Below are 22,377 nucleotides of genomic sequence, written 5' to 3' on the forward strand. Positions count from 1 at the left end.
CAGCCTGGCCATCACAACGTCCCAACCAGCCGGGAAACGAAAAACAAACGATCTACGAGACCTGACCAGTTACCCTGCACAATCCAGCACAGGCTGCACACCATGTGTTCATGCTGAGCGGGCCGGTCGAAGCGAGACCAGTTACGCCGGCCAACATCCCTCCAAGGCGGGCGCTAGGTCGCTCGATGGATTGCCAGCACCAGTGTGTGCAGGATGTCCCGGACGGTGGTCGGAGCGTCGGTCGCGTGGGCGACGGCGATAGCTAGACGGCGGATTGAGGCATACGCCCGGGGGGTGATGTCGGCAGCATGCTCGATCAGTTCGAGTGCGACTCTTTCCACGTCTCCCCATGCGCCGATATTGAGCATGGCGTATGCCATATCAGCCATACACAGGGCATGCATCGCTACATAAGGGCGCCGCCTGCCTGCCGCGCCACCCATTCTAGGTGATCGCTATGTAGGCGGATCGATTCGTGCCAGGATCGCAGGTCAGAATACAGACGTGCTTCCTGTATGCACATCTCATCGTCGTCTAGCCACCACGCCCATCGGGGATCACTGTCACGGGCCCCGTCTTGGTGGAGGCTGAGCGCGTGGGAGAAGACGCGGATCGCCTCAGCGTCCCCCAGCGCGCCCAGGGCACGTGCCTCCCGCATGTGGAACATGGTGGACAGCCGTGGGGATAGGGGGCGATCTTGCATCGAACGCGCGAGGGTGAGTCCTTCGACGGGACTACCAGCTTCTACTGCGTGCATGGAAATATTCTGTGTGACGAAGATTTCCATACTGCGATCACCCGCAACCCCGCAGTAGTGGAGCGCTTTTCGGTTAGCTTCGCGTACGGATTCGGGTCGCCCGGTGTCAACCAGAAGCCACCCTGCCACTTCGTATAGCTCTGCGGCCACTGCGTAGACATCTTTCTCAACGCCTCTGCGCACCCCAGAGGAAGCTATCCGCCTATCGAATGCTGCCGCGGTGCTCTCCGCAAGGCTGGCGATCGGCGCCCTCCAAAGGCGCGTTCGGCGGCGAGAAGACTTCCTATCTTGATTCTCGCCTGCTCTAGCTGATCCTCTCCGATCGGCTCACGAGTAATCGTCGACGGAATATCGGACGGTTCTGTACTGCGCGCCTCAAGTAGCGCGGGCAGGTTGGTCAGGCTGACGTCGAGGACATCGGCAATCGTCGAGCGGATGTCAGGTTGGGGCTCGGCCTCGTCACGCTCCCAGCGTCCAACCGTCGTCCGGTCCACGCCCAGTCGGGCCGCGAAGGACTCCTGTGTGTAGCCCATGGCGCGGCGCCGCAGGGCCAGGCGGCCATAGGTCCGAGCCATAGTCCGACTCCCCTTCGTGCTCACGGATGCATCAATCTTGCATCATCACTGCCGTGGCGCTGGTGTGGTTGATCCGCCACTGTACGTATGAGCGCTCCGAACCAGTCGGTCACACACGATCGGGGCGACCCATCTGGACCCTCGCCGATCAAAACGTAGGGCTCCCGCACGTGTGCTCCGCTCTGCCCGTCGGCCAGCCTGGTGGCAAGCCGTCCATAGCAACCGTCCCATGGACGTACGACTGTGGTCTTTCAGCTGGGGTCGTACGATGCTGTAGATTCCGGTGTATGGCAGACGGACAGGTCTACGGCCCGTTCGACACCGCGTCGGGCTCAGGGGGTGCGGCGGAGTTGGAGGCAGATCTAGGTGAGGGGTGGACACTCCGTCTTTCGGTCGGCCGGACGGATGCCGGTCGCCTTGCGGTGCGCGAGGTGACGGTCAGGCCCACGAACCCCGACGGGCTACCTGGCGATGGCTTCACGACCGGTGTCGTCCGGTCGATTCAGTGGGGTTGGTGGATCGCTGAGGCGAAGCGGGTTGCGGGGGAGCTGCAGGACATCGTCAGCGGGGAGCAGTGGGTCCCGACGGTCAAGGCACTTCTTGCCCAGCGTCGTCAGGCCGCGGGCCGTGGTGACGAGTTCTACGCCGTGGTTGCGGCTGCCTTCGCTGACCTCTCGGCCACCGGGACGCGACGTGCGACGCAGGAACTCGCCGCGAAGGTCGACACTCCGCCGAACACGGTCAACCGCTGGTTGAAGGAGGCCCGGTCGCGGGGCCTGCTCACCAGTCCCGAGAGGGGACAGACGGGCGGGGTGCCCACAGCCACGGCACAGCAGTTGCTGCAGAACCTCATCGATGCGTTGCAGGGCGATGCAGGGAAGGCGAACGTTGCCGAAGCGGAGTAACACGCGTCAGCTCCCGTCGGGACGCTGGCAGGGTCGGTACACCGGCCCGGACGGCAGGCGTCACGTGAAGACATTCGGCACGGACGCCGAGGCGTCCGCGTGGGTGAAGGCGCAGCAGGTCTCGTCCGATGATGGCGACTGGGTGAGCCCCGTCGCCGGCAAGACGCTCGTCGGGCCATGGGCAGACCGGTGGATGACCACCCGAGTGATCATCCGGCCCAAGGCGCGGGAACGTGATGCCAGTCTCATTGAGCTTCACGTCAAGCCGTTCTTCGGGCACCGGGAGATCGATTCGATCGATCAGGCGGATGTCCGGGACTGGATCGTCACTCTCGTCAACCGGCGTGTCGGCTCGGGCTCGAACCGCGAACGGACGCTGTCACCCGCAACAGTGCAGAAGGCATACCAGATCCTCAAGTCGATGATGAACGCAGCGGTTGACGCCCGCCTCATCCGCCGGTCGCTCTGCTACAACATCGACCTGCCCAAAGTCGACCACCAGGAAATGCGGTTCCTGACCCCAGCGGACGTCATGCGGCTCGCGCAGATCATGCCCGACCGCTTCTACGCCCTGGTGCTCGTCTGCTGCTACGGCGGGCTCCGCATCGGCGAGGCCGCCGGGCTCGAACGGCAGCACATCCAGGGCAGCAAGATCCAGGTCGTCCAGGGGGTGACCGAGGTCAGCGGGCAGGGTCTGCTTGTCGGGCCGTTGAAGACCAGGCACTCGCGCCGAACGGTCGCGGTTCCCGAGCCGGTGGCCGAAGCTCTGCGGAGGCACCTTCGCAAGTACGTAGACCTGCGGCCCGATGCGCCGGTGTTCAGTGTCTCCGGGACTCGCCTTCGGGTGAACCACTTCCGTAAGCGGCACTGGGCAAAGGCGATCAAGGATGCGGGGCTCGCCCCGCTGCGCATCCATGACATGCGGCATACGGCTGTTGCCTTGTGGATCGCTACCGGTGCTCCGGTGCTGCAAGTCAGCCGAAGGGCCGGGCACGGCTCGGTCAGCTTCACGCTCGACAGGTACGGCCACCTCTACGAGGAAGCCGACGACGCCCTCCTGACCGGGCTGAGTGCCACGCTGGCCGCGTCCCAGCGGCAGAGCGCGACACCGGACGCTGCCATCATCCCGTTCCGCCGCATCGGGTGATCGCTGCGCTTACTGGGCACGGCATGGGCATATGATCTCTATGCGGATCATGGCGTGATGCCCGGAAAACCAAAAACCCTGCTGGCGCAGGGTTTTCAGGGCTGTGGAGGTGAGGGGACTCGAACCCCTGGCCTCCTCCGTGCGAGGGAGGCGCTCTACCAGGCTGAGCTACACCCCCTGGAAGCAACTGAAGCTTACAGGATGACGGGGGGCGGGTGACGACCGACCCTGGCGGTCTGCGCCGCGATCGGGCTGGGCGGGTAGACGGTGTGCCTCCGGCGTGTTCGGCAGGGTGGCGACCAACTGGTCGAAGATCGTGGAGGCATCGTCCGGAGGCAGTAGGCCCGCGTCATGGCCCGTCCAGCCCCACAGCCGGGCGCCGTCGAGAAGGATCTCGTTGTCGGGGCCGTCGCTGCCGGGGAAGGCCAGCATGGCCCCGTCGGGGGGTGGTGCGTCGTCGAGCGGGCGGTGGACCCACAGCTGCAGTGCCTCCTCCGGGCACCACGCCGCGTCGCGCACGGCCACCTGCCACGCCGCCCGACCGGGCCGGTACACGCCCAGGCGGACGGTGGTGCCGCGGCAGCGAAAGTGCAGGCCGAGGCCATCGCGGCGGACGCCACGGAGGTCAACCGGCACGGCGGAGCTTCCTGGGCAGACGAGGTATCCCTCGGCTCGCAACCGGTTCGTCCACGCGTTGAAGGACGCGGCCTTGACGGACACAGCTGGCGCTGCCTTCCTGATCGGGCTGGGCGATTCGGACTCGGCGATGTCGATGAGCACCCACGGCACGGGGCGGTACTGGCGACGACAGTTACGGCGACAGAGGCAACGGCACAGGCCATGCGGCCGTGCTGACCCGCCTGCCGCACTTGCCGCACTGCCGCCACGTCGTATGTTCCGGTCGCGAACCCGGTGCCCCGAGCCTTCGTCGGCAGCGGCCTTGGCCGGGGCGATGCGCTGGGCAGCCGCTGCCCGCGTCGGACTGATGTCTCCGTCAACGCAGATCTGCCCGCCGGATCGGCGTGCTCGCTGGATTGACGAACTGGTCAGGGCGCAGTGCTGGTTGGATCGCCGCACCGGTCGCTCGACAGCCCCGCCGCGGCGCGGTGAGCCGGAAGATCCCTCGCGTCCAGGGCGGTCTCCGCGGCTAGCGGGCCGCCGGGCTCGTCGTGGTGGAGACGAGCCTCAGTGGGCGCGAGGGCGCGGACAACACGGACACGCTTCCGAGCACCAGACCATTCGACACGCCCAGTGAGGGGCGGGGCCGTGCTGGAAGCGGAGCGTCACCCTGCTGATTATGCACGCCGAGCGGCGTGGCCGCTGTCACGTGACTGTAACGGTGCTGCTCGCCACCCGTATGCCGGACTGTCCAGCCCAACCGGGCATCCGGCCGCCTGCTGCCACGTAGCCACGGGACGGCCCGAACGGGCATGGGTGGCTCGCCGGGGCGGTGGGTCGGGGATAGTCGCTGGGGGAATCCCGGACGGTGGGAGAGGTGTCATGTGCCCGCCGGCGAGGGGGTGAGATGGTCATGATCTATACGAACCAGGGTTTCGAGAACCGGGCCGACGCCGGGCGGCGGCTCGCCGCTCGGCTTGAGCACCTGCGCGGGCAGGACGTTGTCGTCGTGGGGCTGCCCAGGGGCGGCATACCGGTCGGATTCGAGGTGGCGCGGGCGCTCGGAGCGCCGTTGGATGTCCTGCTCGTCCGCAAGATCGGGGTGCCGCAGCAGCCCGAACTGGCGATGGGGGCGATCGCCGAGGGCGGCATTCGGGTGGTCAACGAAGACACGATCCGCCTGGCCCAGGTGGACCAGGCGCAGTTCGCCCGGGTGGAGGCCCAGGAACTCGCGGAGCTGACCCGTCGCGGTCACCGGTTCCGCGCCGGCCGGCCGCGGATCCCGCTGCACGGTCGCACGGTCATCGTGGTCGACGACGGCATCGCCACCGGTGCCACCGCCCGGGCGGCCTGCCAGGCGTTGCGGGTGCCCGGCGCGGGACAGGTCGTCCTTGCCACGCCGGTCGTCGCTCGCGACCGCATCGACCAGTTGCGCCTCGACGCCGATGAGGTGATCTGGGTACGGGCACCGGAGACCTTCGCCGGGGTCGGGGAGTTCTACGCGGACTTCACCCAGACATCGGACGAAGAGGTTGTCGACCTCCTGAGACAGGCATCCGGCACGGTCGGGCTGGCTACGGACGTGGAGATCGCGGGGCGTGACGGCGTTCGCCTGCCGGGCCGGCTTGTCGTGCCGGCCCGGCCCCGAGGTGTGGTGGCGTTCGCTCATGGCAGTGGTTCGGGCCGGCATAGCCCGCGTGGGCGGTTCGTCGCCGAGACGCTGACCGCCGCTGGTCTCGCCACGCTCCTGCTGGATCTCGTCACCGGCACCGCCGAGCCCGACGCCCCGGCCGCCGGCACCAGGTCCGCCAGCGCCACAGCCACCAGCGCGCCGCCGTCCGCCAGCGTTCCTGCCGACGCCGCCCCCACCGTGGCGACCGCCGCGGGGTCCGACCTCGACCTGCTCGCCGGGCGGCTGGCGGTCGCGGATGCCTGGCTGGCCGACGAGCCGTCGACGGCCTCACTCCCGCTCGGCTATCTCGGCGCCAGCACCGGTGCCGCGGTCGTGCTGATGGCCGCCGGTGAACCCGGCAGCCGGGCCCGTGCCATCGTCTCCCGCGGGGGTCGGCCTGATCTCGCCTGGTCACGGCTACCCGCTGTGCACTCCCCGACCCTGTTGATCGTCGGGGCCCGTGACGAGCAGGTCCTTGAGTTCAACCGCTGGGCGCAACAGCGGCTCACCGGCTGTGTCCACCGGCTGGAGATCGTGCCCGGGGCCACGCACCTGTTCGGCGAGCCGGGCACGCTCGCCCAGGCGGCAGCCCTGGCCCGGGACTGGTTCCTCGACGCCCTGGTCCCCAGCGCCCACGCCAGCCAGTGAGTTGCCGTCTGTCCGACCATCCGAATTCCTGATCGTCTGACGGTCTGATCATTTGGCAGGACGGCCAGGCGGGCGGGTTCACCCGATCCGGGTGCCTGTACGCCATCAGGTGACTACCTCCAGGGATCGGGGAAGGACGTAGAGGTGCCGTGCGGCCGGTTCGCGCGGTGTGCCTGGCCCGATCGGAGGGGGAAACAGATGGTCTACGTCGGCTCGATGATCAGCAGGCCGCCGGTGACCGTGTCACGGACCACCACGATCGGGCGGGCGGCACGGGACATGGCCCGTCGGGGCGTCGGGGCGCTGCTGGTGGTGGACGACGACCGACTCGTCGGCATCGTCACCGATCGTGACATTGTTGTCCGTGGAGTGGCGCGCGGTATTGGTCCAGATGGGCGGATCGACGCGTTGATGACCACGGATGTGATCACTATTCCGGCCGGGATGGGGGTCGAGCGTGCCTACGAGATCTTCCGCAACCATGCGCTGCGACGCCTGCCGGTCCTGGACGGACGACGCATCGTCGGCATCGTCACCGTGGACGACCTGCTGATCCGCAGCGAGCGGGAGATGGCAGATCTGGTCCATCCGGTCCACGACGAGACGTTCGCGCCCCGCCGTGAACCATCACCGCCTGTGGTGTCCACCCTCCCGGGTGGTCGAGGCATCGGCATGGCCACCTCGGCGAACGGCGCGTCGGAAGCCGCGGAGTCGAAGGCGTATGGCGCGCGCGGGGGATCGGCGAGGGTGGGGTGGGGGGCGCTTGGCGCGGACGGGGGGTCCGGTGATGCGGAGTCGATGGGGATGGCGTCGATGATCAGGGTCTCCCGGTCGGCGGTGTTTCCGCGGCGCACCGGTGTGCTGCGCGCGCATCCGGGGGATGTGCTGATCATTCATAGTCACGTGCCGCTGACGGCGGATCGCGCGGGGGAGATCTGCGGGGCCCACTCGGACAGCGGCGACCCGCCGTTCGCCGTGCGCTGGGCCGACACCGGGAGCGTGAGCTTCGTCTTCCCCGGTCCTGACGCCGAAGTGCGTCATCAGAGCGGCGAGTGTTCGCCCGAGCCGGCGGACACCTATGCTGCTCATCACTGAGCGGTCCCGGCGGGACGGTCGCGTAGTTATCTGACCCTGAATGCCCAGTCCCGGCCGGCCGCCCTCGGTCAACGCTGCATCCGCAGGGGGTCCGGCGCTGGCTGGCTGCGTTCAGCCGACGGGTTCCGGCGGACCGGTCCGTGCGTCAGTTTCCCTTCGCGGCGGCTGCTTCTCCGACATCGGTGCTGGCGACGCCGCAAGAGCCGGTGGTGTCAGGAGCACTGAGGGCGTCGGTGGAGCGGCCGGCTGGGGTGACGACGGCGGCCTGGACCTTGTGGCCGCTCGCGAGGGCGATGGTGCGGTCGGCGAGGACCTCGGCGTCGACCGGGTCGTGGGTGACGATCAGGACTGGGGCCGGCAGGGCGGGCAGGACGTCGCGTAGGAAGGCCCGGACCTCGGCGCGGGTGGAGGTGTCGAGTGCCGAGAGGGGCTCGTCGAGCAGCAGCAGCCGTGGCTGGGTGGCCAGCGCCCGGGCCAACGCCACCCGCTGCGCCTGCCCACCGGAGAGCGCGGCGGGGCGGCGGTCGGCGAGGTCGCCGACGCCGAAGCGGGCCAGCCACGACTCGGCCTGCGAGCGGGACTGCCGACGCCCGTGGCCCAGCCGGGCACGCAGGCCGAATGCCACGTTGTCGCGTGCCCGCAGGTGCGGGAACAGCAGATAGTCCTGGAACACCACCCCGACGGGACGCTTTTCGCTCGGGACGAAACGGCGTTCGTGTGGATCGTCCAGGACCTCACCGGCGAGGGTGATACGGCCGTCATCGAGGGGTAGCAAGCCGGCGAGTGTCCGCAGCAGGGTGCTTTTGCCGGCGCCGCTGCGGCCGAGGACGGCGACCACCTCACCCTGGGCCGCCTGCACCTCGACATCCAGCACGAACTGGCCGCGCCGGACGACGATGCGTGCCCGCAGGCCCTCGCCGCCGCTCCCGGACATGCCGCCGGGGGCGCCGGTGGGCGGATCGACGCGGGCCTCGCCCACCGGTGGAGAGGAGCTCACCGTGACCCCCCTGCGCCAGTCGTGCCGTCCGGCCCGGCCGCCGCGTCCGTGGTTGTGCTCTCGCGGCCCGCGCGGGCCCGCCTGATCCACCGAGCTCCCGGCAGCCAGCGGGCGCGTAGCGCGACCAGGACCGTCACGCAGACGGCCAGCAGCACCAGGGACAGGGCGATCGCCGCGTCCGGGTCGGTCTCCAGGGCCAGGTAGACGGCCAGCGGCATCGTCTGCGTCGTGCCGGGGAAGTTGCCGGCGAAGGTGATCGTCGCCCCGAATTCACCGAGAGCCCGTGCCCAGCACAGGGCGGTGCCCGCGGCGACCGCGGGAGCGATGAGGGGGACGGTCACCCGGCGAAACGTCGTCCACGGATCCGCGCCGAGGGTGGCGGCCGCGTCCTCGAAGCGACGATCGGCGCTGTTCAACGCGCCCTCGACCGAGACGATGAGAAACGGCATCGCCACGAAGGTCTGCGCGATCACCACGCCGTTGGTGGTGAAGGGCAGGGTGAACCCGAACCAGTCGGACAGACGTTCGCCGAGCAGGCCGCGACGGCCCAGAGCCAGCAGCAGCGACACGCCACCGACGACCGGCGGCAGCACCAGGGGCAGGGTGACCAGCGCGCGCAGCAGGGTGCGGCCGGGAAACCGGGTACGGGCCAGCAACCAGGACAACGGGACCCCGAACACCACGGACAGCACCGTCGACTCGGTGGACGTGCGCAGGGACAGCAGCAGCGCCTGGCGGACACTCTTCTCGCTGAGCAGGTGGCCAAGCCCCGACCACGGCGCCCGCACCAGCAGACCGACCAGCGGCAGGAGCAGGAACAACACCGCGATCGATCCGGGCAGCCACAGCAACCACGGGACCCGTCGACGAGCCTCGCGCCGCTGGCCGGACCGGGACGGTCGGCCGGACCCGGACGGCTGGCCGGACTGGGTGAGCCGGGCGGGCTGTGCCGATGTCCCGGACCATGACAGGGAGGCGTCGCTGGTCATCGCCGGCGTGGTGCCTTTCTCGGGGTGGGGACGGAACTGCCGGCGACAACTCCCGCACGGGGTGGCCCGAAGGGGCGGGTGGTCAGCGGCGGTCGGGCATCTCGATGACCACGTTGGTCGATTTCACCGCGCCGACGGCGAGGACCCCGGGCTCGAGACCGAGTTCGTCCGCGGCCTCTCGGCTCATCAGGGACACCAGTCGGTGCGGGCCGGCCTGGATCTCGACCTGGGCCATGACCGTGTCCCGCGTGACGCGGGTGATGATCCCCGGGAAGCGGTTACGGGCCGACTCCGCGACGACGGGAATGGACGTGTTAGGCTGCTCTCCAGCCATTTCCTTGGCGAACTCGGCCAGGTTGGCGCCCTCGACCGCCCGGCGGCCGGCGTCGTCCAGGATGGTGGGCAGGCGGCCGCTGTCGGCCCAACGGCGGACGGTGTCGTCACTGACACCGAGCAGCGCTGCTGCCTCGCTGATCCGGAATCTCGGCATACCTGCGATAGTAACCCCGCAGGTTCGGTGACTTCCGCCCCCTTACCCCCGATTTTGCGGTAATTTCGACGTTGTTTCCTCCGCTTCTGCGGAGTTCGTCGGACGACGCCTTCTGGCCGCCTTCCGGCGATGCGCGATGGTGCGCGAGGGTGCGCGGACTGTATGTGGATCGTCGGTGGATCGTTCTCGATGCTGTGTCGGCTGTCGGTGTCCGCTCGGTGACCCTCGTCCGCACCTCTGCGATTTCGACCCGGCAAAGTACACAGTGTTGCTGGATGCTGATGTGGCCAGCTTCCCCCGCATGGCCGGGGCACGATGGACGCAGAGGGTAGGTCATCGACCATGCGGCACGCCCATCCACGATGTCCGTCCCTGTCCCTGTCTCTGTCTCTGTCGTCCGTCCCTGTCCTCGCCGCCTGGCCCTGGAGCTTTCGTGACCGATTCCGACCTCCCATTCGCCACCGCACCGACCATCCGTGACGCGTCCCCCGACCCGCGGCGGCACACGGCGTCGCCGACCCGGGTCAACGTCCGCGCGCTGCTCGTGGAAGGCGATCGGATCATGCTCACCAACCCGCGCGGGCAGAGCACCTATCACCTGCCCGGCGGCCCGGTCGCGGCGGGGGAGACGATCCAGGCCGCGCTGCGCCGCCAGCTTGACGAGCAGGCGGACATCGAGGCGAGCCATGTGACGTTCGTCGGCTGTGTGGAGGGTCGCGGGACCGAACACGGTCGCCCGATCGGCGAGGTGGACGTCATCTTCTCCGTCGACCGCTCGTGGGCGGCCGAGTTCGGCAGCCGGCTCGACAACCTGGACGTCGTCTCGACTCCCCTGTCCAGCCTGGGGGACCTGCAGCTGCGGCCGCAGGCACTGCGCACCCTCATTCCCGACTGGCTGGTCCACTCCCGCCCCGCCTGGTACGGAGCCGGCTCCGGCCGCTGAGCGCGACGATGGGCGCGTGGCGGCGGTCCGCGCCTCCGATGCGAGCGGGGCTTGCCGCTGACTCTCTGGACCATGTCCGGTCCGTGGATGGGACGGGTCCGGGTAACCGTGAGCCTCGATGCTCTGCTCGCGAGCAGGCCCGCCACACCGGGCCGACCGGCTACATTCGCCGGATGTCCGGGTGTAGTGAAGGCTCGCCGTTGGCCGGTCCCGTCGTCGGCGTGACGGGTCACCGGGGGCTCACCGACGAACACCGCCACTATGTGGGCGAGGAGCTACGTCGCCTGCTCACGCCGCTGACGGCGGGCGGGTTCGTCGGTATCACCTGCCTCGCGGACGGCGCCGACACCGTCTTCGCCGATGTGGTGCTCGACCTGGGCGGCCGCCTGATCTCGGTGATTCCCGCCCGCGGGTACCGGGATCTGCAGCCACCCGGGCATCGCGGCGACTTCGATCGGCTGGTACGCAGCTCCGCCGAGGTGCGCTGGCAGGATCGTCCCCATCCCGACCTCGAGAGCCTGATGGACGCGAGCCGGCTGCTGGTCGATGCCTCTGACCGCCTCATCGCCGTCTGGGATGGACAACCCTCCCGTGGCTACGGCGGGACGGCGGACGTGGTCGCCTACGCGCGGCGCCGCGGTCGCCCCGTCCGGATCGTCTGGCCGGCCGGAGCCATCCGTCCACCGGCCTGATCGGGCCTCATCCGGCGGGCCTCATCCCGGCCGGGTCGCGTCCGATCGGCGTACTTTGCCCCGCCTTCTCCGCTCGAGTTCGGCAGGACGAGGGCGGGCGCGGATAGGACGACGCCTACCGGGGTGTCAGCGCAACGACGGTGATCTGGACCGGGGCGAGTCCGGTGGTGTCCGGCACGGTGGTCGACGGCTGTGTGGTGGTCGGGGGCTGCGTCGCCGGGCTGTCCGTGCTTGCGGGCCCCGCGACCGTGCTGGCCTGACGGCTCGCGCGTGGCACTGCCGGGATCCGGCCCATCGGCCGGGCCGGTGCGGCGGCGGGCTGAGCTGGGTCTGACGCCGCCTGACCAGGCGCCGGAACGGGCGCGGCTGCCGCTGCGGCCGGTGCCGGAACAGGCGCGGCCGCAACTGCCGGAACTGGCGCCGCTGCTGCCACCGCTGCTGCCGCTGGTGCTGCTGGTGCCACCGGTGTTGGCGCCGCCGGCGGCGTTGATGCAGCCGTCGCCGCGGCAGGCGAGATCGGAGTGAGTGGGGTGATCGGCACGCCGGCCAGACCTCCTGCGAGGAGATCGGTGTCGGCCGCTGCCGGTGCTGCCGGTGCTGCCGCTGCCGGTGCGGCTGCTGCCGCTGCTGCGGGCGCCTGGGCCTGCGGGTCGTCGGGCGAGATCGGAGTGAGTGGGGTGATCGGCACGCCGGCCAGACCTCCTGCGAGGAGATCGGTGTCGGCGTCGGAGTCGGAGTCACCGGGATCGGCGACCGCGCCCGACTGCCCGGTTCCTGGTGCGGGACGGGCCGACTGGCCGGCAGTGGCCTGTCGCAGGGTGTCCAGCGCCAGGTCGGCCGCGGTGAGCTGGTTCCGCTGATGCTGTGCGCTCGGAGCCAGCCGATCGTCGCTGCCCTGGGGGACCGAGGCGCGTGGGGCGCCGGGGGCACCGGGGGCGACCGGCGCGGCGATGGCGGCCCCGGCCGGATCCTCGGGCGCGGTGGACGACGAGGCGGAAGGCTTGGACGGCGTCAGGTCGACCGTGCCGCCCGGGTCGGCACCGACACGCGGCGACGTCCGGTCAGTGCTGCGGGAGGCGGCTGGCACATCGCCGGGGAGGGAGTCGTGCTGTGGCGCCTGGGCGCCGGAGGTGACGTCGTCCGAGGCCGCGCCGAGCCCGACGGCGGTGGCGGTCGCAGCCACGGCGGCGGCCGTCGCCACGGCCAGTGCGGCGAGCGGTCGGGCCCATGAACGGCGCGGTTCGTTGCCGTGCGGCGGGCCCTCGGCCGGCGTCCGGCGGGGGTGTCCGCCGGCCGGGTGGCCGGGGGGCGCGGGCAGGTCGCCGGTGTCGAGGTCGGTGGCCTCCGGGCCTGTGGGCGACAGGTCCGGGCGATGCGGATCCCAGAAGTGCGGGTCTGTGACCTGAGGGTCGGTGCTGCCGGCGGCGGCGATGTCCGGGGCGGGCGAGCGTCTTGACCGTTCCCGTCCCGGTGGGCGGCCAGGGCGCGCGAGGGCCGGGCGCAGGCCGACTGTGCCGCTGGCATCGCCGGGCGGCGGGGGCAGGTCGTCCAGCGGCGGCAGACCCCGGCTGGCAGCGGCGAGATCCGGCGGCGGGCCCGGAACCCCGGAGGCGCCGGGCCCGCTCGGCACCTGGAAGTCAGTCGGCACCCCGGCTCCGGTCGGCGGCGCGGATGTGAGCGACCACGGAGCCTCGGTCTGCGCGCTGTCCACAGCGGAGGCGGGAGCCCCCGCTGACCGGCCGGCCGCAACGGCAACCGGGAACGCGGCCGGTGTCGGCTGGTCGCGGCGACGCCCGGTACCGCGGGCGGCGCGCCCGGTGCGTGGGCGGGAGCCGGCGAGCAGGGCCAGCAACTCGGCCGTGTCGGGCAGGGAGGCGCCGTCGGCAAGCCGGACCCGGGCGAGGGCACGGCGCACGCCTGGGCCGGTCGGGTCAGACAGGTCGTCCCCGCGTTCGGCCCGGCGCCAGCCGCCGCGCTCGGCCGCCGGCCGTGCCGCGCCGGCGGGTTGCCCGGACGCGGCGAGGTCGACGATGCCGGCCCAGGCCACGATGTCCGCGGCGGGCCCGTCCCAGCCGCCCGCGGCGGGCCCGAAGCCGTAGCCGGGAACGTAGGCGGCGCCTGCCGGTAGCGCCCCACGGCCGGCCGCGGCCGTCACCAGCAGGGGCCGCAGTGCGGCGGCGACCCCCAGGTCGACCAGCCGGGGTCCGACGACCGACAGCACGATGTCGGTGGCCGTGAGGTCCCCGAGCGGGCCAACGCTGCGATGGGCCGCGTCGATTGTCGTCAGCAGGCTGCGTGCCAGCCGGTCGATCTCGTCGGGTGAGAGCGGGCCGCGTTCGGCGAGCTCGCGGGCCAGGGTGGGGCCGCCGACGAACTCGCTGACGATGTAGGGCCGCTCGGCCTCGGGCGCTGCGTCGAGCACGCCGCAGGTGTGCGGGCCGGCAATCACGCAGGCCCGCTCGACCGCTGCGGCGAACCGGGCCCGCATGTCGTCGCGCAGCGCGTCGCCCGGATGCAGAGAACGGATGGCGACCTGCGCCCCGCCGGGGGCCCGGCCCAGGTGGACGACGCCGGTGATGCCCACATCGATGCGCCCGAGGAGCTGGTACGCCCCGAGCATGGTCGGCTCGCCGGTGGCGAGCGGGGCCACGTGGCGCGGTAGTCGAACGGTCATGTGGGCTGCCCCGGGTGCGACTCACGACTCACTCGCCGACGGCGGCGACGGACTTTTCTGACGGTAGCTACTCAGGTCGTGTCCGTGAAGGCCGCTACGCCCGCTTCTTCAGGTTGCGCCGCCGGTGGGTCACTGTCCGCGGCCGTGGTGCCATGCCACCCGGCTTTCGGATGACTGGCCTCGATGCCGTCCAGCAGCCAGCCGAGGGCTCGCTCGAACCGCGGCGCGGACAGCAGGCAGCCGATGCTCCACAGATGCCGCAGTCGGGGGAGCTCCTCACCGTCGGGCAGGGCGCCGAAATCCGGTTCGATCATCTGCGCGAGGGCGGTGGGATCGTTCTCGGCTGGCGCGGCCCGCCGCGGGAAGTACGCGGTGCTGACCTCCCGCAGCGTGCAGCCGATGATCAGGTCGTTCACCGAGTGCAGAATGCGCTGCTGCTCCAGCGGATCGTCGGTGATCTGCGAGACGACGCCCAGGTACTGCTCCAGGAAACGCAGCTTGTTCGGCCCGCGGGCGGGCCGGGCCACCACGTGCAGCGTCCAGGGGTGTCGCTGGTAGGTCTCACGGTTACGCCGCGCGATCGCGGTGAGGCCCGCCCGCCATCCGGCCGGGACCTCGGCGAGCAGGCTCTCGCCCATGAACTCGTCCCACATCAGGTCGAGCAGGTCGTCCTTGTCCCGGACGTGGTAGTAGAGCGTCATCGTTCCGACGCCGAGGTGGCTGGCGAGCCGGCGCATCGACACGGCGGAGAGCCCGTCCGCGTCCGCGATCTCGATGGCGGCGCGGGCCAGCCGCTCGGGGTTCAGCTTCGAGCGGCAGCCAGGGCCGGCACCGCGCCGCCCCTCTGGTGCCGGTGTGGCCTGGCTGGCGGCCGCTGGCGATGCCGCCGGGATGATCGCCACCTCGACCGGCCCGCTTCGTCTACTCACCCCACCCGTGCTCCGCGGGCCTGTCTGCCCAGCGTCCGACGCGGTGAACGGTCCCGCCGGCGCAGCCATCACCTGGTCACCTCCGACCACATCCCGAACCCGGATCCCCCAGAGCCGGATCCCAGGCCCTCAGACCCACACTCGCATACCGAACCCGCCACGCCGGGCCCGCGCGCGGAGGGTCCACCCGTAAGGCCACACGCCGATCCCATGCCCTCTGATCCCGCACCTGATCCCAAGTAGGGCCCTACACGCCGAGCTCAGTAGAGCATTTTGCCGTTCGTACATCGTACGGCGTAGGGTGGACCCACGTCGTTCGTACGGCGTACGACGACGGACGGGAGGGATATAGATGGAGTCACGGGTGTTGGGGTCACGTTCGACCGCCGGGCCGCGGCCTTCGTGGGCGGTGCTCGCGGTCTGCTGCCTGGCCCAGTTCATGGTGGTGCTCGACATCTCGATCGTGAATGTCGCGCTGCCGTCGATGCAGGACGATCTCGGGATGTCGGCCGGGGGCCTGCAATGGGTGGTCAACGCGTACACCCTGGCCTTTGCCGGGCTGCTGCTGTTCGGCGGCCGGGCGGCCGACCTGTTCGGCCGGCGGCGGGTGTTCATCTTCGGCCTGACACTGTTCACGCTCGCCAGCCTTGGCGGCGGCTTCGCGCAGAACGAGGTGCAACTCGTTATCGCGCGGGCCGTGCAGGGGCTTGGCGGTGCGGTGCTGGCGCCGGCGACGCTCAGCCTACTGATGACGTCGTTCGCCGAGGGGAGGGCGCGCACGCGGGCCCTGGGCGCCTGGGGCGCGACGGCGGCCAGCGGCGGTGCGTTCGGCACGGTGCTCGGCGGGGTGCTCACCGACGTGGCCAACTGGCGCTGGGTGCTGTTCGTCAACGTGCCGATCGGCATCCTGCTGATCGTCGCGGCCCGGGCGGCGCTGGTGGAGTCGCGAGGTCAGATCAGCCGGCTGCGCGATCTCGACGTGCCCGGGACCCTGACCGTCACCGGCGGCCTGGTGCTGCTGGTCTACGCGATCGTGCGAACCGAGAACTCGTCGTGGACGTCCGCGACCACGCTCGGGATGCTCGCCGGTGGGGTCGTGCTGATCGGAGTGTTCCTGGCCATCGAGGCGACCACTGCCAACCCGTTGGTGCCACTGAGGATCTTCCGCTACCCGGGCCTCGCGGCGGCCAACTCGATCGCGGCGGTGCTGGGTGCCGGCATGTTCGCCGTGCTGTTCTTCCTCACGCTCTACCTGCAGCGGGTCCAGGGCTACAGCCCGCTGCGGGCGGGGCTCGCGATCCTGCCGATGCCGATCTCGATCATCATCGCGTCGCAGGCCGTGACGCGGTTGATCGGCCGGCTGGGTCCGCGCCCGATCATCATCACCGGTGTGGTGATCGGTGCCGCCGGCCAGTTCTGGATGACGGGCATCTCCGCGGGCGGCTCCTACTGGGCGGAGGTGTTCGGTCCCATCGCGCTGATGGCGCTGGGAGTCGGCACCGTGATGGTCGCGATGGTCACCGCGGCCACCACCGGAGTGCCCCTGCACATGGCCGGGCTCGCGTCCGGGCTGGTCAACACCGGCCGGCAGATCGGCGCGGCCGTCGGCCTCGCCGTGGTGACGGCCCTCGCGGAGAACCGCACCGAGCACCAGACCCACCAGGGGGTGGCTCTGCCGCGCGCGCTGACGTCCGGCTACTCGTTCGGGCTGCTCATCGCGGCGTGCGTGTTCGCCGTCGGCCTGCCGATCGCCCTGCTGCTGCCGCGACTGCGCCGGCCGGAGCCAGTGGTGTCGGTCTCGGCACCCGCGGCACCACTCGACGGCGAATCGGTGGTCGCGACCGAAAGCACGCAGGCCTGACCGCTCGGGCCCGACTCACCGGGGCCCTGCCCGGGGCCGCCGCCGGTTCAGGTCGGCAGCCTCGATCCACGTGCGGCCGGAGCTGGCGTCCTCTCCTTCCAGGAGGCGCCGGACCCGGCCGTACGGTCGTTTCTGGTCCTGGCGCCCGTCAGGTCCGGGGACGTCCGTTCCCCCGCGGCCGGTGGCCTCGAGCTAGCTGCGCTGACGCAGGACGCCGATGACTGAGGCTTCCGCGCGCAGCTCGCCATCGCCGGAGAAGATCTCGATCCGGCTCGCTGTCCGTCCACCGGCGACATGCAGGCCGCTCACCCGGTAGAGCATCCAGTCCCGGATGTCGGCCTCGTCGAAGAAGGTAACCGTCATCGACAGGACGAGCGCCGTGACGTTGGCGGGAACCGTGCCGGCGGACAGCGGGATGCCGTTCGCGAGGAGAATGTCGGGAAGCGGCAGGAACTCGCAGGCCTGGGCGATCAACGCTCGCCAGATCGTCGGGTCGTCCCCCGCGGCGGGGACCCGCACCCAGTGCTCGCGCTGGAGGCCGGCGCCCGGCGAAACCAGCCGCACCTCCCACGGGCCTGTCCGCAGATGGTCCTCGGACTCGGCCGTCTCAGGGCCGGACGGCAGCACTGTGGTCGTCGCGTGCCGGCCAAGATCCGGCTCGGGGGCGCGCAGCATCATGTTCGTCCGGGACAGCGCCTCGGAGTCCTGCCGGACCGAGAGGGCCAGCGCCCCCACCGAGCGGCCGTGCGCCAGGTGCTCCACGTCGATCCACACCGGTGACCGGCAGTCGCCGGGCCGGGAGAACAGCGTGTGCAGCGAGTGCACGATCTTGCCGGGTGTCAGCCGCTCGGCCAGCACGATCTGCTGACCGAGCTGCTGCGCCCCGAGCACGCCGCCGTGCTGGCTCGCCAGCGTCCGGGCCGGGACCGGCGGAACATCCCCCCGCACGTCCAGCACCGTCAGCAACTGGTCGATGGTGAACCGGCCCGGTGTCGCCGCGTTGATCAGCGCTTCGGCCCCGACCGGCGTTGCCGCGGGAACATCCGCCCGGGAACGGCTCGTCGCGGCTGTCTGAGGAACCACATCGCACCTCTCGTCGGTGACCGTCGAGACCCGGCCGGACCGCCGAGCGCAGCCCGGGCCGCCCTGCGTGAACCAGGACCGCGGTGTCGTGGCCCCGTGGGCAAATATCGACCCCTGCGCCCCGACTGGCGGGTGGCGAGTGTCGTAGGCCACGTGATCGGAAGAGCCGTCGCCTATACAAAGAGTGACAAAGGCGACCAGGATGGGTCGTATCCGACCCTGTATACGGTGATGGATACGAAAGTGGATACAGAGTTTATGGGCGTGTTACGCGGCGGACGGGGTGCGGAAACGACCTCGCTCGACCCTCGGGTCCAGACACGACGGGGGAGGCAGGCGGACCGCCGTGCCCGGCTACCGCGGACGGCAGCAGCTGGCGATCTCCCTCCGACTGGCCCGCGTGCATGACGCGGGACCCGCACCAGTGGAACCGGGATGGCGAGAGCTGGCATGACCGACACCGCATCGACCCCGACCGACGAGAACCCGACCGACGAGAGCCTGGCGAACACGCCGTTGACCGTGGGCGCCCGACCGTACGACTTCACCTTCGATCCCGCGACCACCGCCCTCGTGCTCATCGACATGCAGCGTGACTTCCTCGAACCGGGCGGCTTCGGCGAGAGTCTTGGCAACGACGTCAGCCAGCTGCGCGGCACGATCGAGCCGCTGCGGGCGGTGCTGGCGGCCGCGCGGTCCGCGGGGCTGACCATCATCCACACCCGCGAGGGCCACCTGCCCGATCTGTCCGACCTGCCGGCGGCGAAGCTGCACCGCGGTGACGCCACGCTGCGCATCGGCGATCTCGGTCCCAAGGGCCGCATCCTCATCCGCGGCGAGTACGGCCAGGACATCATCGACGAACTGGCTCCGATCGATGGCGAGACCGTCATCGACAAGCCCGGCAAGGGCGCCTTCTACGCCACCGCCTTCGGCGACGTACTGGTCGAGAAGGGAATCACCAGTCTCCTCGTCACCGGCGTGACGACCGAGGTCTGCGTGCACACGACCGTCCGCGAGGCCAACGACCGCGGCTACGAGTGCCTGGTGCTCAGCGACTGCGTCGGCTCCTATTTCCCCGAGTTCCAGCGGGTCGCCCTCGAGATGGTCGCCGCCCAGGGCGGGATCTTCGGCTGGGTCGCACCGTCGGCCGCGTTCCTCACCGCCCTCGAGACCGCTTCCGAGACCGCCGCCGAGTTTCTGCCGACCGCCGCCGTCACGGCTTCCTGAGACAGGACGGGTCCCTGCAATGATCAAAATCGGAAACCGGTCGGCGGACTCACCGCCTTCCTCAGCTCCCGCGCTGAGCCTGCCCTACTGGGCGAAGGGCGACACCAACGCCTTCTTCGGCCTGGGCATCAACGTGCTCGTCAACGTCATCGTCCTGACCTCGCTCTGCCTGTTCGTGGTCAACATTCCGAAGAACGACGTGTTCGGCGCGATCCTGCCGGCACTCGGGATCGCGATGCTGATCGGCAACCTGTTCTACGCCTACCTCGGGCGGCGGCTGGCGGCGAAGGAGGGCCGGGACGACGTCACGGCCATGCCGTACGGGCCGAGTGTGCCGCACATGTTCATCGTCACCTTCGTGATCATGCTGCCGATCTACCTGAAGACGAAGAATCCGATAAAGGCCTGGGAAGCGGGCCTCGCCTGGGCGTTCATCATCGGTCTGATCGTCGTGGTCGGCGCGTTCATCGGGCCGACGATCCGCAGGTACGCCCCGCGCGCCGCGATGCTCGGCACGCTGGCCGGCATCTCGATCGCGTTCATCTCGCTGCGTCCCGCCGCCCAGATGTGGGACGCCGCCTGGATCGCGCTGCCCGTCTTCGGCCTGCTGCTCGTCGGTCTGCTCACCGACCTGCGACTGCCCTGGAACCTGCCGATCGGCGCGGTCGCCTTGGCCGTGGGTACCGCGATCGGCTGGATCGGTGGCTTCATGAGCACCCCGGACGTCTCCTCCGCGGCCAAGGACATCGCGCTCTCGCTGCCGACGCTCCACTTCCATCAGCTCGGCCAGGGGCTGTCGGACATCTCTCCGCTGCTGGCCACCGCCATCCCGCTCGGCGTCTACAACTTCACCGAAGGTATGACGAACGTCGAGAGCGCCGCGTCCGCGGGGGACAGCTACAACCTGCGGCCGATCCTGCTCGCCGACGGCTTCGGCGCGATCATCGGTTCGGCGCTGGGCTCGCCGTTCCCGCCCGCCGTCTACATCGGGCACCCCGGCTGGAAGTCGGCCGGCGGACGTACCGGCTACTCGCTGGCCACCGGCGTGGTGATCGCGCTCCTCTGCTTCGGTGGGCTGTTCGGCCTGCTCAACGCGGTGCTGCCGCTGCCGGCGATCGTGCCGATCCTGCTCTACATCGGTCTGCTCATCGGGGCCCAGGCCTTCCAGGTCTCGCCGAAGGCGCACGGCGCGGCGGTGATCGCGGCGATCATCCCCAACATCGCCTCCTGGGCGGCCGGCCAGATCGACAACACGGTGACCACCGCGGTCAGCGTGGCGGCGAAGGCCAACCCGGCGGTGCCCCTGAACATCACCGAGGCCGACCTCGAGGGCAACAGCGTGCTGCTGCACGGGCTGCACCTGCTCGGGGACGGCGCGGTCCTGGCTGGTCTGGTGCTCGGCTCGATCGTCGCGTTCATCATCGACAAGAAGTTCATCTCCGCGACGGTCGCCGCCGCGGCCGGCGCGGTGCTGTCCTTCATCGGCCTCATCCACGCGGAGAAGGTCGAGTGGGACGCCGGCGGTGGCGGGGTCGCCCTCGGCTATCTGTTCCTCGCGGTGGTCTGCGCGGCCTGGGCGCTGACCCGCCCCGAGCCGCGGGTGCTGGATGCCGAGGAGCTCGCACTCGAGCGTGAGCACGGCATCCCCGCCCAGACCCCCCGCACCGCCGAGGCCACGGGGCCCGCTGGGCCCGCTGTGCCTGTGCCCGCTGGGCCCGCTGAGGCCGCTGTGCCCAGTGGTGCCGCCGAGGACGGCGCCACAACCGCAACCGCGGCCGGAGCGACCACCGGCTGACGGGGAATTGAGGGCCGGGCGGGCGCTGCGGTCGCCCGGCCCTCGCTTCCGCACAACCGCCGTGGCGGTCCGGACCTGGGGGTCGGATCGCCACGGCCGGTCGGCGGGTCATCCGCTGCCGTCCTCCCGGCCGCCGTCGCCGGTCTCGTCGTCCGGCCGGGCCTTGTCGCCGTCCCGGTCCCGGTCCCGGTCCCGGTCCCGGTCGTTGTTGTTGTTGTCGTTGTCGTCGTGTCGTTCGGCGGGGCGCAGCCGGCCCCGCACGGTCGACGTCACCGGGACCGTGACCTTGCCGTCGTGCACCTTCAGCGGTGCCACGACGAACTGTCCCGCGGGGGTGTAGGCGCCGGTCGGCGCCGAGTCCCAACTGTGCAGACCCAGCCACCAGCGGTCCCGGGCGTCGGCGAAGGCGTGCGCGCCGCCCGGTCCGGAACCCACGGTGGTGCCGGTCAGCAGGGGCGACTCGGCGGCCCGGCACGGCCCGAGGGGGCTCTGGCAGGAGGCGTCCGCGACCACCTGGCGGGCGTTGAGCTCCGGCGCGGCTGTATACACCAGGTGATAGTGCCTATGGTCGCCGAGCACGGAGGGGCTCGCTACCCGCCCGGCCTGCCACGGCAGGCTGGGCCTCAGCAGCACGGCGGGCTCGCCGGTGAGCACCAGACCGTCGGAGCGCAGCGGCTGCGCCCACAACGTCGACCCCGATCCACCGGGCCGGCCGGGACTGCTCCAGGCCAGGTAGGGCCGTCCGGCGGTGTCGACGAACGGACTCGGGTCGGTGCTGCCGCCTTCGGCGGTCTGGCAGACGAACGGCGCAAGCGACGTGTCCTCGAACTGTTCGTCGAGATCCTTCGAGGTCGCCGCCGACACGCAGCGCAGCCCGAGCCCGCGCACGGTGGCCGTGTAGTACAGGACGAACGAGCCGTCGAACACGCCGATCGCGGCCGGCCCAAGCCCGCGGCTCGGATCCGCCCACGCGGGCGGCGACGCCAACGCGCTGGCCCGCGCAGTCCAGGAGCGTCGGTCGCGGCTGGACAGCAGTTGGATCGTGTCGGGCGAGCGCGGGTCCACGCCGACGGCGAACGTCGTCCGGTTGTACGTGACGAGCGCCGGTGCCGGGAAGTCCACATTCGGCACGATCACGGCCTTGGTCGTCTGAGCGGACACCGAACGCGACACGTAGAGGCCGACGATCACGAGGACAAGGACGACCACGGCCGGCTGGCGGCGCGCGAAGTCGACCAGTCCACCGGTGAGCCCCTTCTCACCCATGCCGCCACCAT

Annotated in this window: 20 protein-coding genes and 1 tRNA gene; 9 read left to right on the top strand and 12 right to left on the bottom strand. The window is 70.7% G+C overall.

Going from position 1 to position 22,377, the window contains the following annotated elements; genetic code table 11:
• Positions 1 to 173 precede the first annotated feature (173 nt).
• The 3 genes from MXD95_RS12810 to MXD95_RS12815 are packed head-to-tail and all read right to left on the bottom strand — an operon-like array spanning position 174 to position 1,332.
• Positions 174 to 389, bottom strand: coding sequence for a hypothetical protein (locus tag MXD95_RS12810; protein WP_250640823.1), 216 nt, complete (start codon positions 387 to 389; stop codon positions 174 to 176).
• Positions 390 to 406: 17 nt separating this feature from the next.
• Positions 407 to 940 (bottom strand): NsdA family TPR-like regulatory protein, encoded by a 534-nt coding sequence (locus MXD95_RS29615; protein WP_480024051.1) that lies wholly within the window; start codon positions 938 to 940, stop codon positions 407 to 409.
• Between the two features lie 11 nt (positions 941 to 951).
• Positions 952 to 1,332 carry a helix-turn-helix domain-containing protein gene (locus MXD95_RS12815; protein ID WP_250640824.1) on the bottom strand — a complete coding sequence of 127 codons (381 nt, stop codon included), beginning with the start codon at positions 1,330 to 1,332 and terminating at the stop codon, positions 952 to 954.
• A gap of 287 nt (positions 1,333 to 1,619) precedes the next feature.
• Between MXD95_RS12815 and MXD95_RS12820 the strand changes: the two genes are divergently transcribed.
• Positions 1,620 to 2,237 (top strand): hypothetical protein, encoded by a 618-nt coding sequence (locus MXD95_RS12820; protein WP_250640825.1) that lies wholly within the window; start codon positions 1,620 to 1,622, stop codon positions 2,235 to 2,237.
• Positions 2,203 to 3,384 (top strand): tyrosine-type recombinase/integrase, encoded by a 1,182-nt coding sequence (locus tag MXD95_RS12825; protein WP_480024052.1) that lies wholly within the window; start codon positions 2,203 to 2,205, stop codon positions 3,382 to 3,384. The genes MXD95_RS12820 and MXD95_RS12825 overlap by 35 nt, the downstream gene beginning before the upstream one ends.
• 104 nt (positions 3,385 to 3,488) lie before the next feature.
• Here MXD95_RS12825 and MXD95_RS12830 read toward each other — a convergent pair.
• Both MXD95_RS12830 and MXD95_RS12835 read right to left on the bottom strand, forming a co-directional pair.
• Positions 3,489 to 3,562: transfer RNA gene (locus MXD95_RS12830), tRNA-Ala, on the bottom strand.
• A complete protein-coding gene (locus tag MXD95_RS12835; protein WP_250640827.1) occupies positions 3,553 to 4,020 on the bottom strand; it encodes a hypothetical protein in 468 nt (155 codons plus the stop codon). The genes MXD95_RS12830 and MXD95_RS12835 overlap by 10 nt, the downstream gene beginning before the upstream one ends.
• Positions 4,021 to 4,915: 895 nt before the next feature.
• On the opposite strand from MXD95_RS12835, the gene MXD95_RS12840 reads away from it, so the two are divergent.
• On the top strand, positions 4,916 to 6,322 hold the full coding sequence (locus MXD95_RS12840; RefSeq protein ID WP_250640828.1) for a phosphoribosyltransferase family protein: 1,407 nt from the start codon (positions 4,916 to 4,918) through the stop codon (positions 6,320 to 6,322).
• Between the two features lie 198 nt (positions 6,323 to 6,520).
• Positions 6,521 to 7,417, top strand: a complete 897-nt coding sequence (locus tag MXD95_RS12845; protein ID WP_250640829.1) for a CBS domain-containing protein — start codon at positions 6,521 to 6,523, stop codon at positions 7,415 to 7,417.
• Between the two features lie 145 nt (positions 7,418 to 7,562).
• On the opposite strand, the gene MXD95_RS12850 is transcribed toward MXD95_RS12845, so the two are convergent.
• The 3 genes from MXD95_RS12850 to MXD95_RS12860 form a co-directional block, all read right to left on the bottom strand.
• A complete protein-coding gene (locus MXD95_RS12850; RefSeq protein WP_250640830.1) occupies positions 7,563 to 8,414 on the bottom strand; it encodes an ABC transporter ATP-binding protein in 852 nt (283 codons plus the stop codon).
• The gene (locus MXD95_RS12855; RefSeq protein WP_250640831.1) at positions 8,411 to 9,403 is read right to left on the bottom strand and encodes an ABC transporter permease; all 993 of its coding nucleotides are present in this window, start codon (positions 9,401 to 9,403) and stop codon (positions 8,411 to 8,413) included. The genes MXD95_RS12850 and MXD95_RS12855 overlap by 4 nt, the downstream gene beginning before the upstream one ends.
• An 82-nt stretch (positions 9,404 to 9,485) precedes the next feature.
• Complete coding sequence (locus tag MXD95_RS12860; protein ID WP_250640832.1) at positions 9,486 to 9,893, bottom strand: TOBE domain-containing protein; 408 nt, start codon at positions 9,891 to 9,893, stop codon at positions 9,486 to 9,488.
• A gap of 433 nt (positions 9,894 to 10,326) precedes the next feature.
• On the opposite strand from MXD95_RS12860, the gene MXD95_RS28515 reads away from it, so the two are divergent.
• On the top strand, positions 10,327 to 10,836 hold the full coding sequence (locus MXD95_RS28515; RefSeq protein WP_250640833.1) for an NUDIX domain-containing protein: 510 nt from the start codon (positions 10,327 to 10,329) through the stop codon (positions 10,834 to 10,836).
• A 200-nt stretch (positions 10,837 to 11,036) separates the two neighbouring features.
• Positions 11,037 to 11,528, top strand: coding sequence for a hypothetical protein (locus MXD95_RS12870; protein WP_250640834.1), 492 nt, complete (start codon positions 11,037 to 11,039; stop codon positions 11,526 to 11,528).
• A 115-nt stretch (positions 11,529 to 11,643) separates the two neighbouring features.
• On the opposite strand, the gene MXD95_RS12875 is transcribed toward MXD95_RS12870, so the two are convergent.
• Positions 11,644 to 14,202 carry a serine/threonine-protein kinase gene (locus MXD95_RS12875; RefSeq protein ID WP_250640835.1) on the bottom strand — a complete coding sequence of 853 codons (2,559 nt, stop codon included), beginning with the start codon at positions 14,200 to 14,202 and terminating at the stop codon, positions 11,644 to 11,646.
• Positions 14,203 to 14,273: 71 nt separating this feature from the next.
• Positions 14,274 to 15,131, bottom strand: a complete 858-nt coding sequence (locus tag MXD95_RS12880; protein WP_250640836.1) for a TetR/AcrR family transcriptional regulator — start codon at positions 15,129 to 15,131, stop codon at positions 14,274 to 14,276.
• A 352-nt stretch (positions 15,132 to 15,483) separates the two neighbouring features.
• On the opposite strand from MXD95_RS12880, the gene MXD95_RS12885 reads away from it, so the two are divergent.
• Positions 15,484 to 16,992 carry an MFS transporter gene (locus MXD95_RS12885; RefSeq protein WP_250640837.1) on the top strand — a complete coding sequence of 503 codons (1,509 nt, stop codon included), beginning with the start codon at positions 15,484 to 15,486 and terminating at the stop codon, positions 16,990 to 16,992.
• 192 nt (positions 16,993 to 17,184) lie between these two features.
• On the opposite strand, the gene MXD95_RS12890 is transcribed toward MXD95_RS12885, so the two are convergent.
• Positions 17,185 to 18,075, bottom strand: a complete 891-nt coding sequence (locus tag MXD95_RS12890; RefSeq protein ID WP_250640838.1) for an acyl-CoA thioesterase — start codon at positions 18,073 to 18,075, stop codon at positions 17,185 to 17,187.
• A gap of 501 nt (positions 18,076 to 18,576) precedes the next feature.
• Here MXD95_RS12890 and MXD95_RS12895 point away from each other — a divergent pair.
• Positions 18,577 to 19,305: a cysteine hydrolase family protein gene (locus MXD95_RS12895; RefSeq protein WP_250640852.1), complete on the top strand. Its 729-nt coding sequence runs from the start codon at positions 18,577 to 18,579 to the stop codon at positions 19,303 to 19,305.
• A gap of 19 nt (positions 19,306 to 19,324) precedes the next feature.
• The gene (locus tag MXD95_RS12900; protein WP_250640839.1) at positions 19,325 to 21,100 is read left to right on the top strand and encodes a regulator; all 1,776 of its coding nucleotides are present in this window, start codon (positions 19,325 to 19,327) and stop codon (positions 21,098 to 21,100) included.
• Positions 21,101 to 21,208: 108 nt separating this feature from the next.
• Here MXD95_RS12900 and MXD95_RS12905 read toward each other — a convergent pair whose 3' ends face one another.
• Entirely contained in the window at positions 21,209 to 22,366 is a 1,158-nt protein-coding gene (locus MXD95_RS12905; RefSeq protein WP_250640840.1) for a family 43 glycosylhydrolase, read from the bottom strand.
• Positions 22,367 to 22,377 lie beyond the last annotated feature (11 nt).

This window comes from Frankia sp. AiPa1 (assembly GCF_023243075.1).
In the GTDB taxonomy this organism is placed as follows: domain Bacteria; phylum Actinomycetota; class Actinomycetes; order Frankiales; family Frankiaceae; genus Frankia.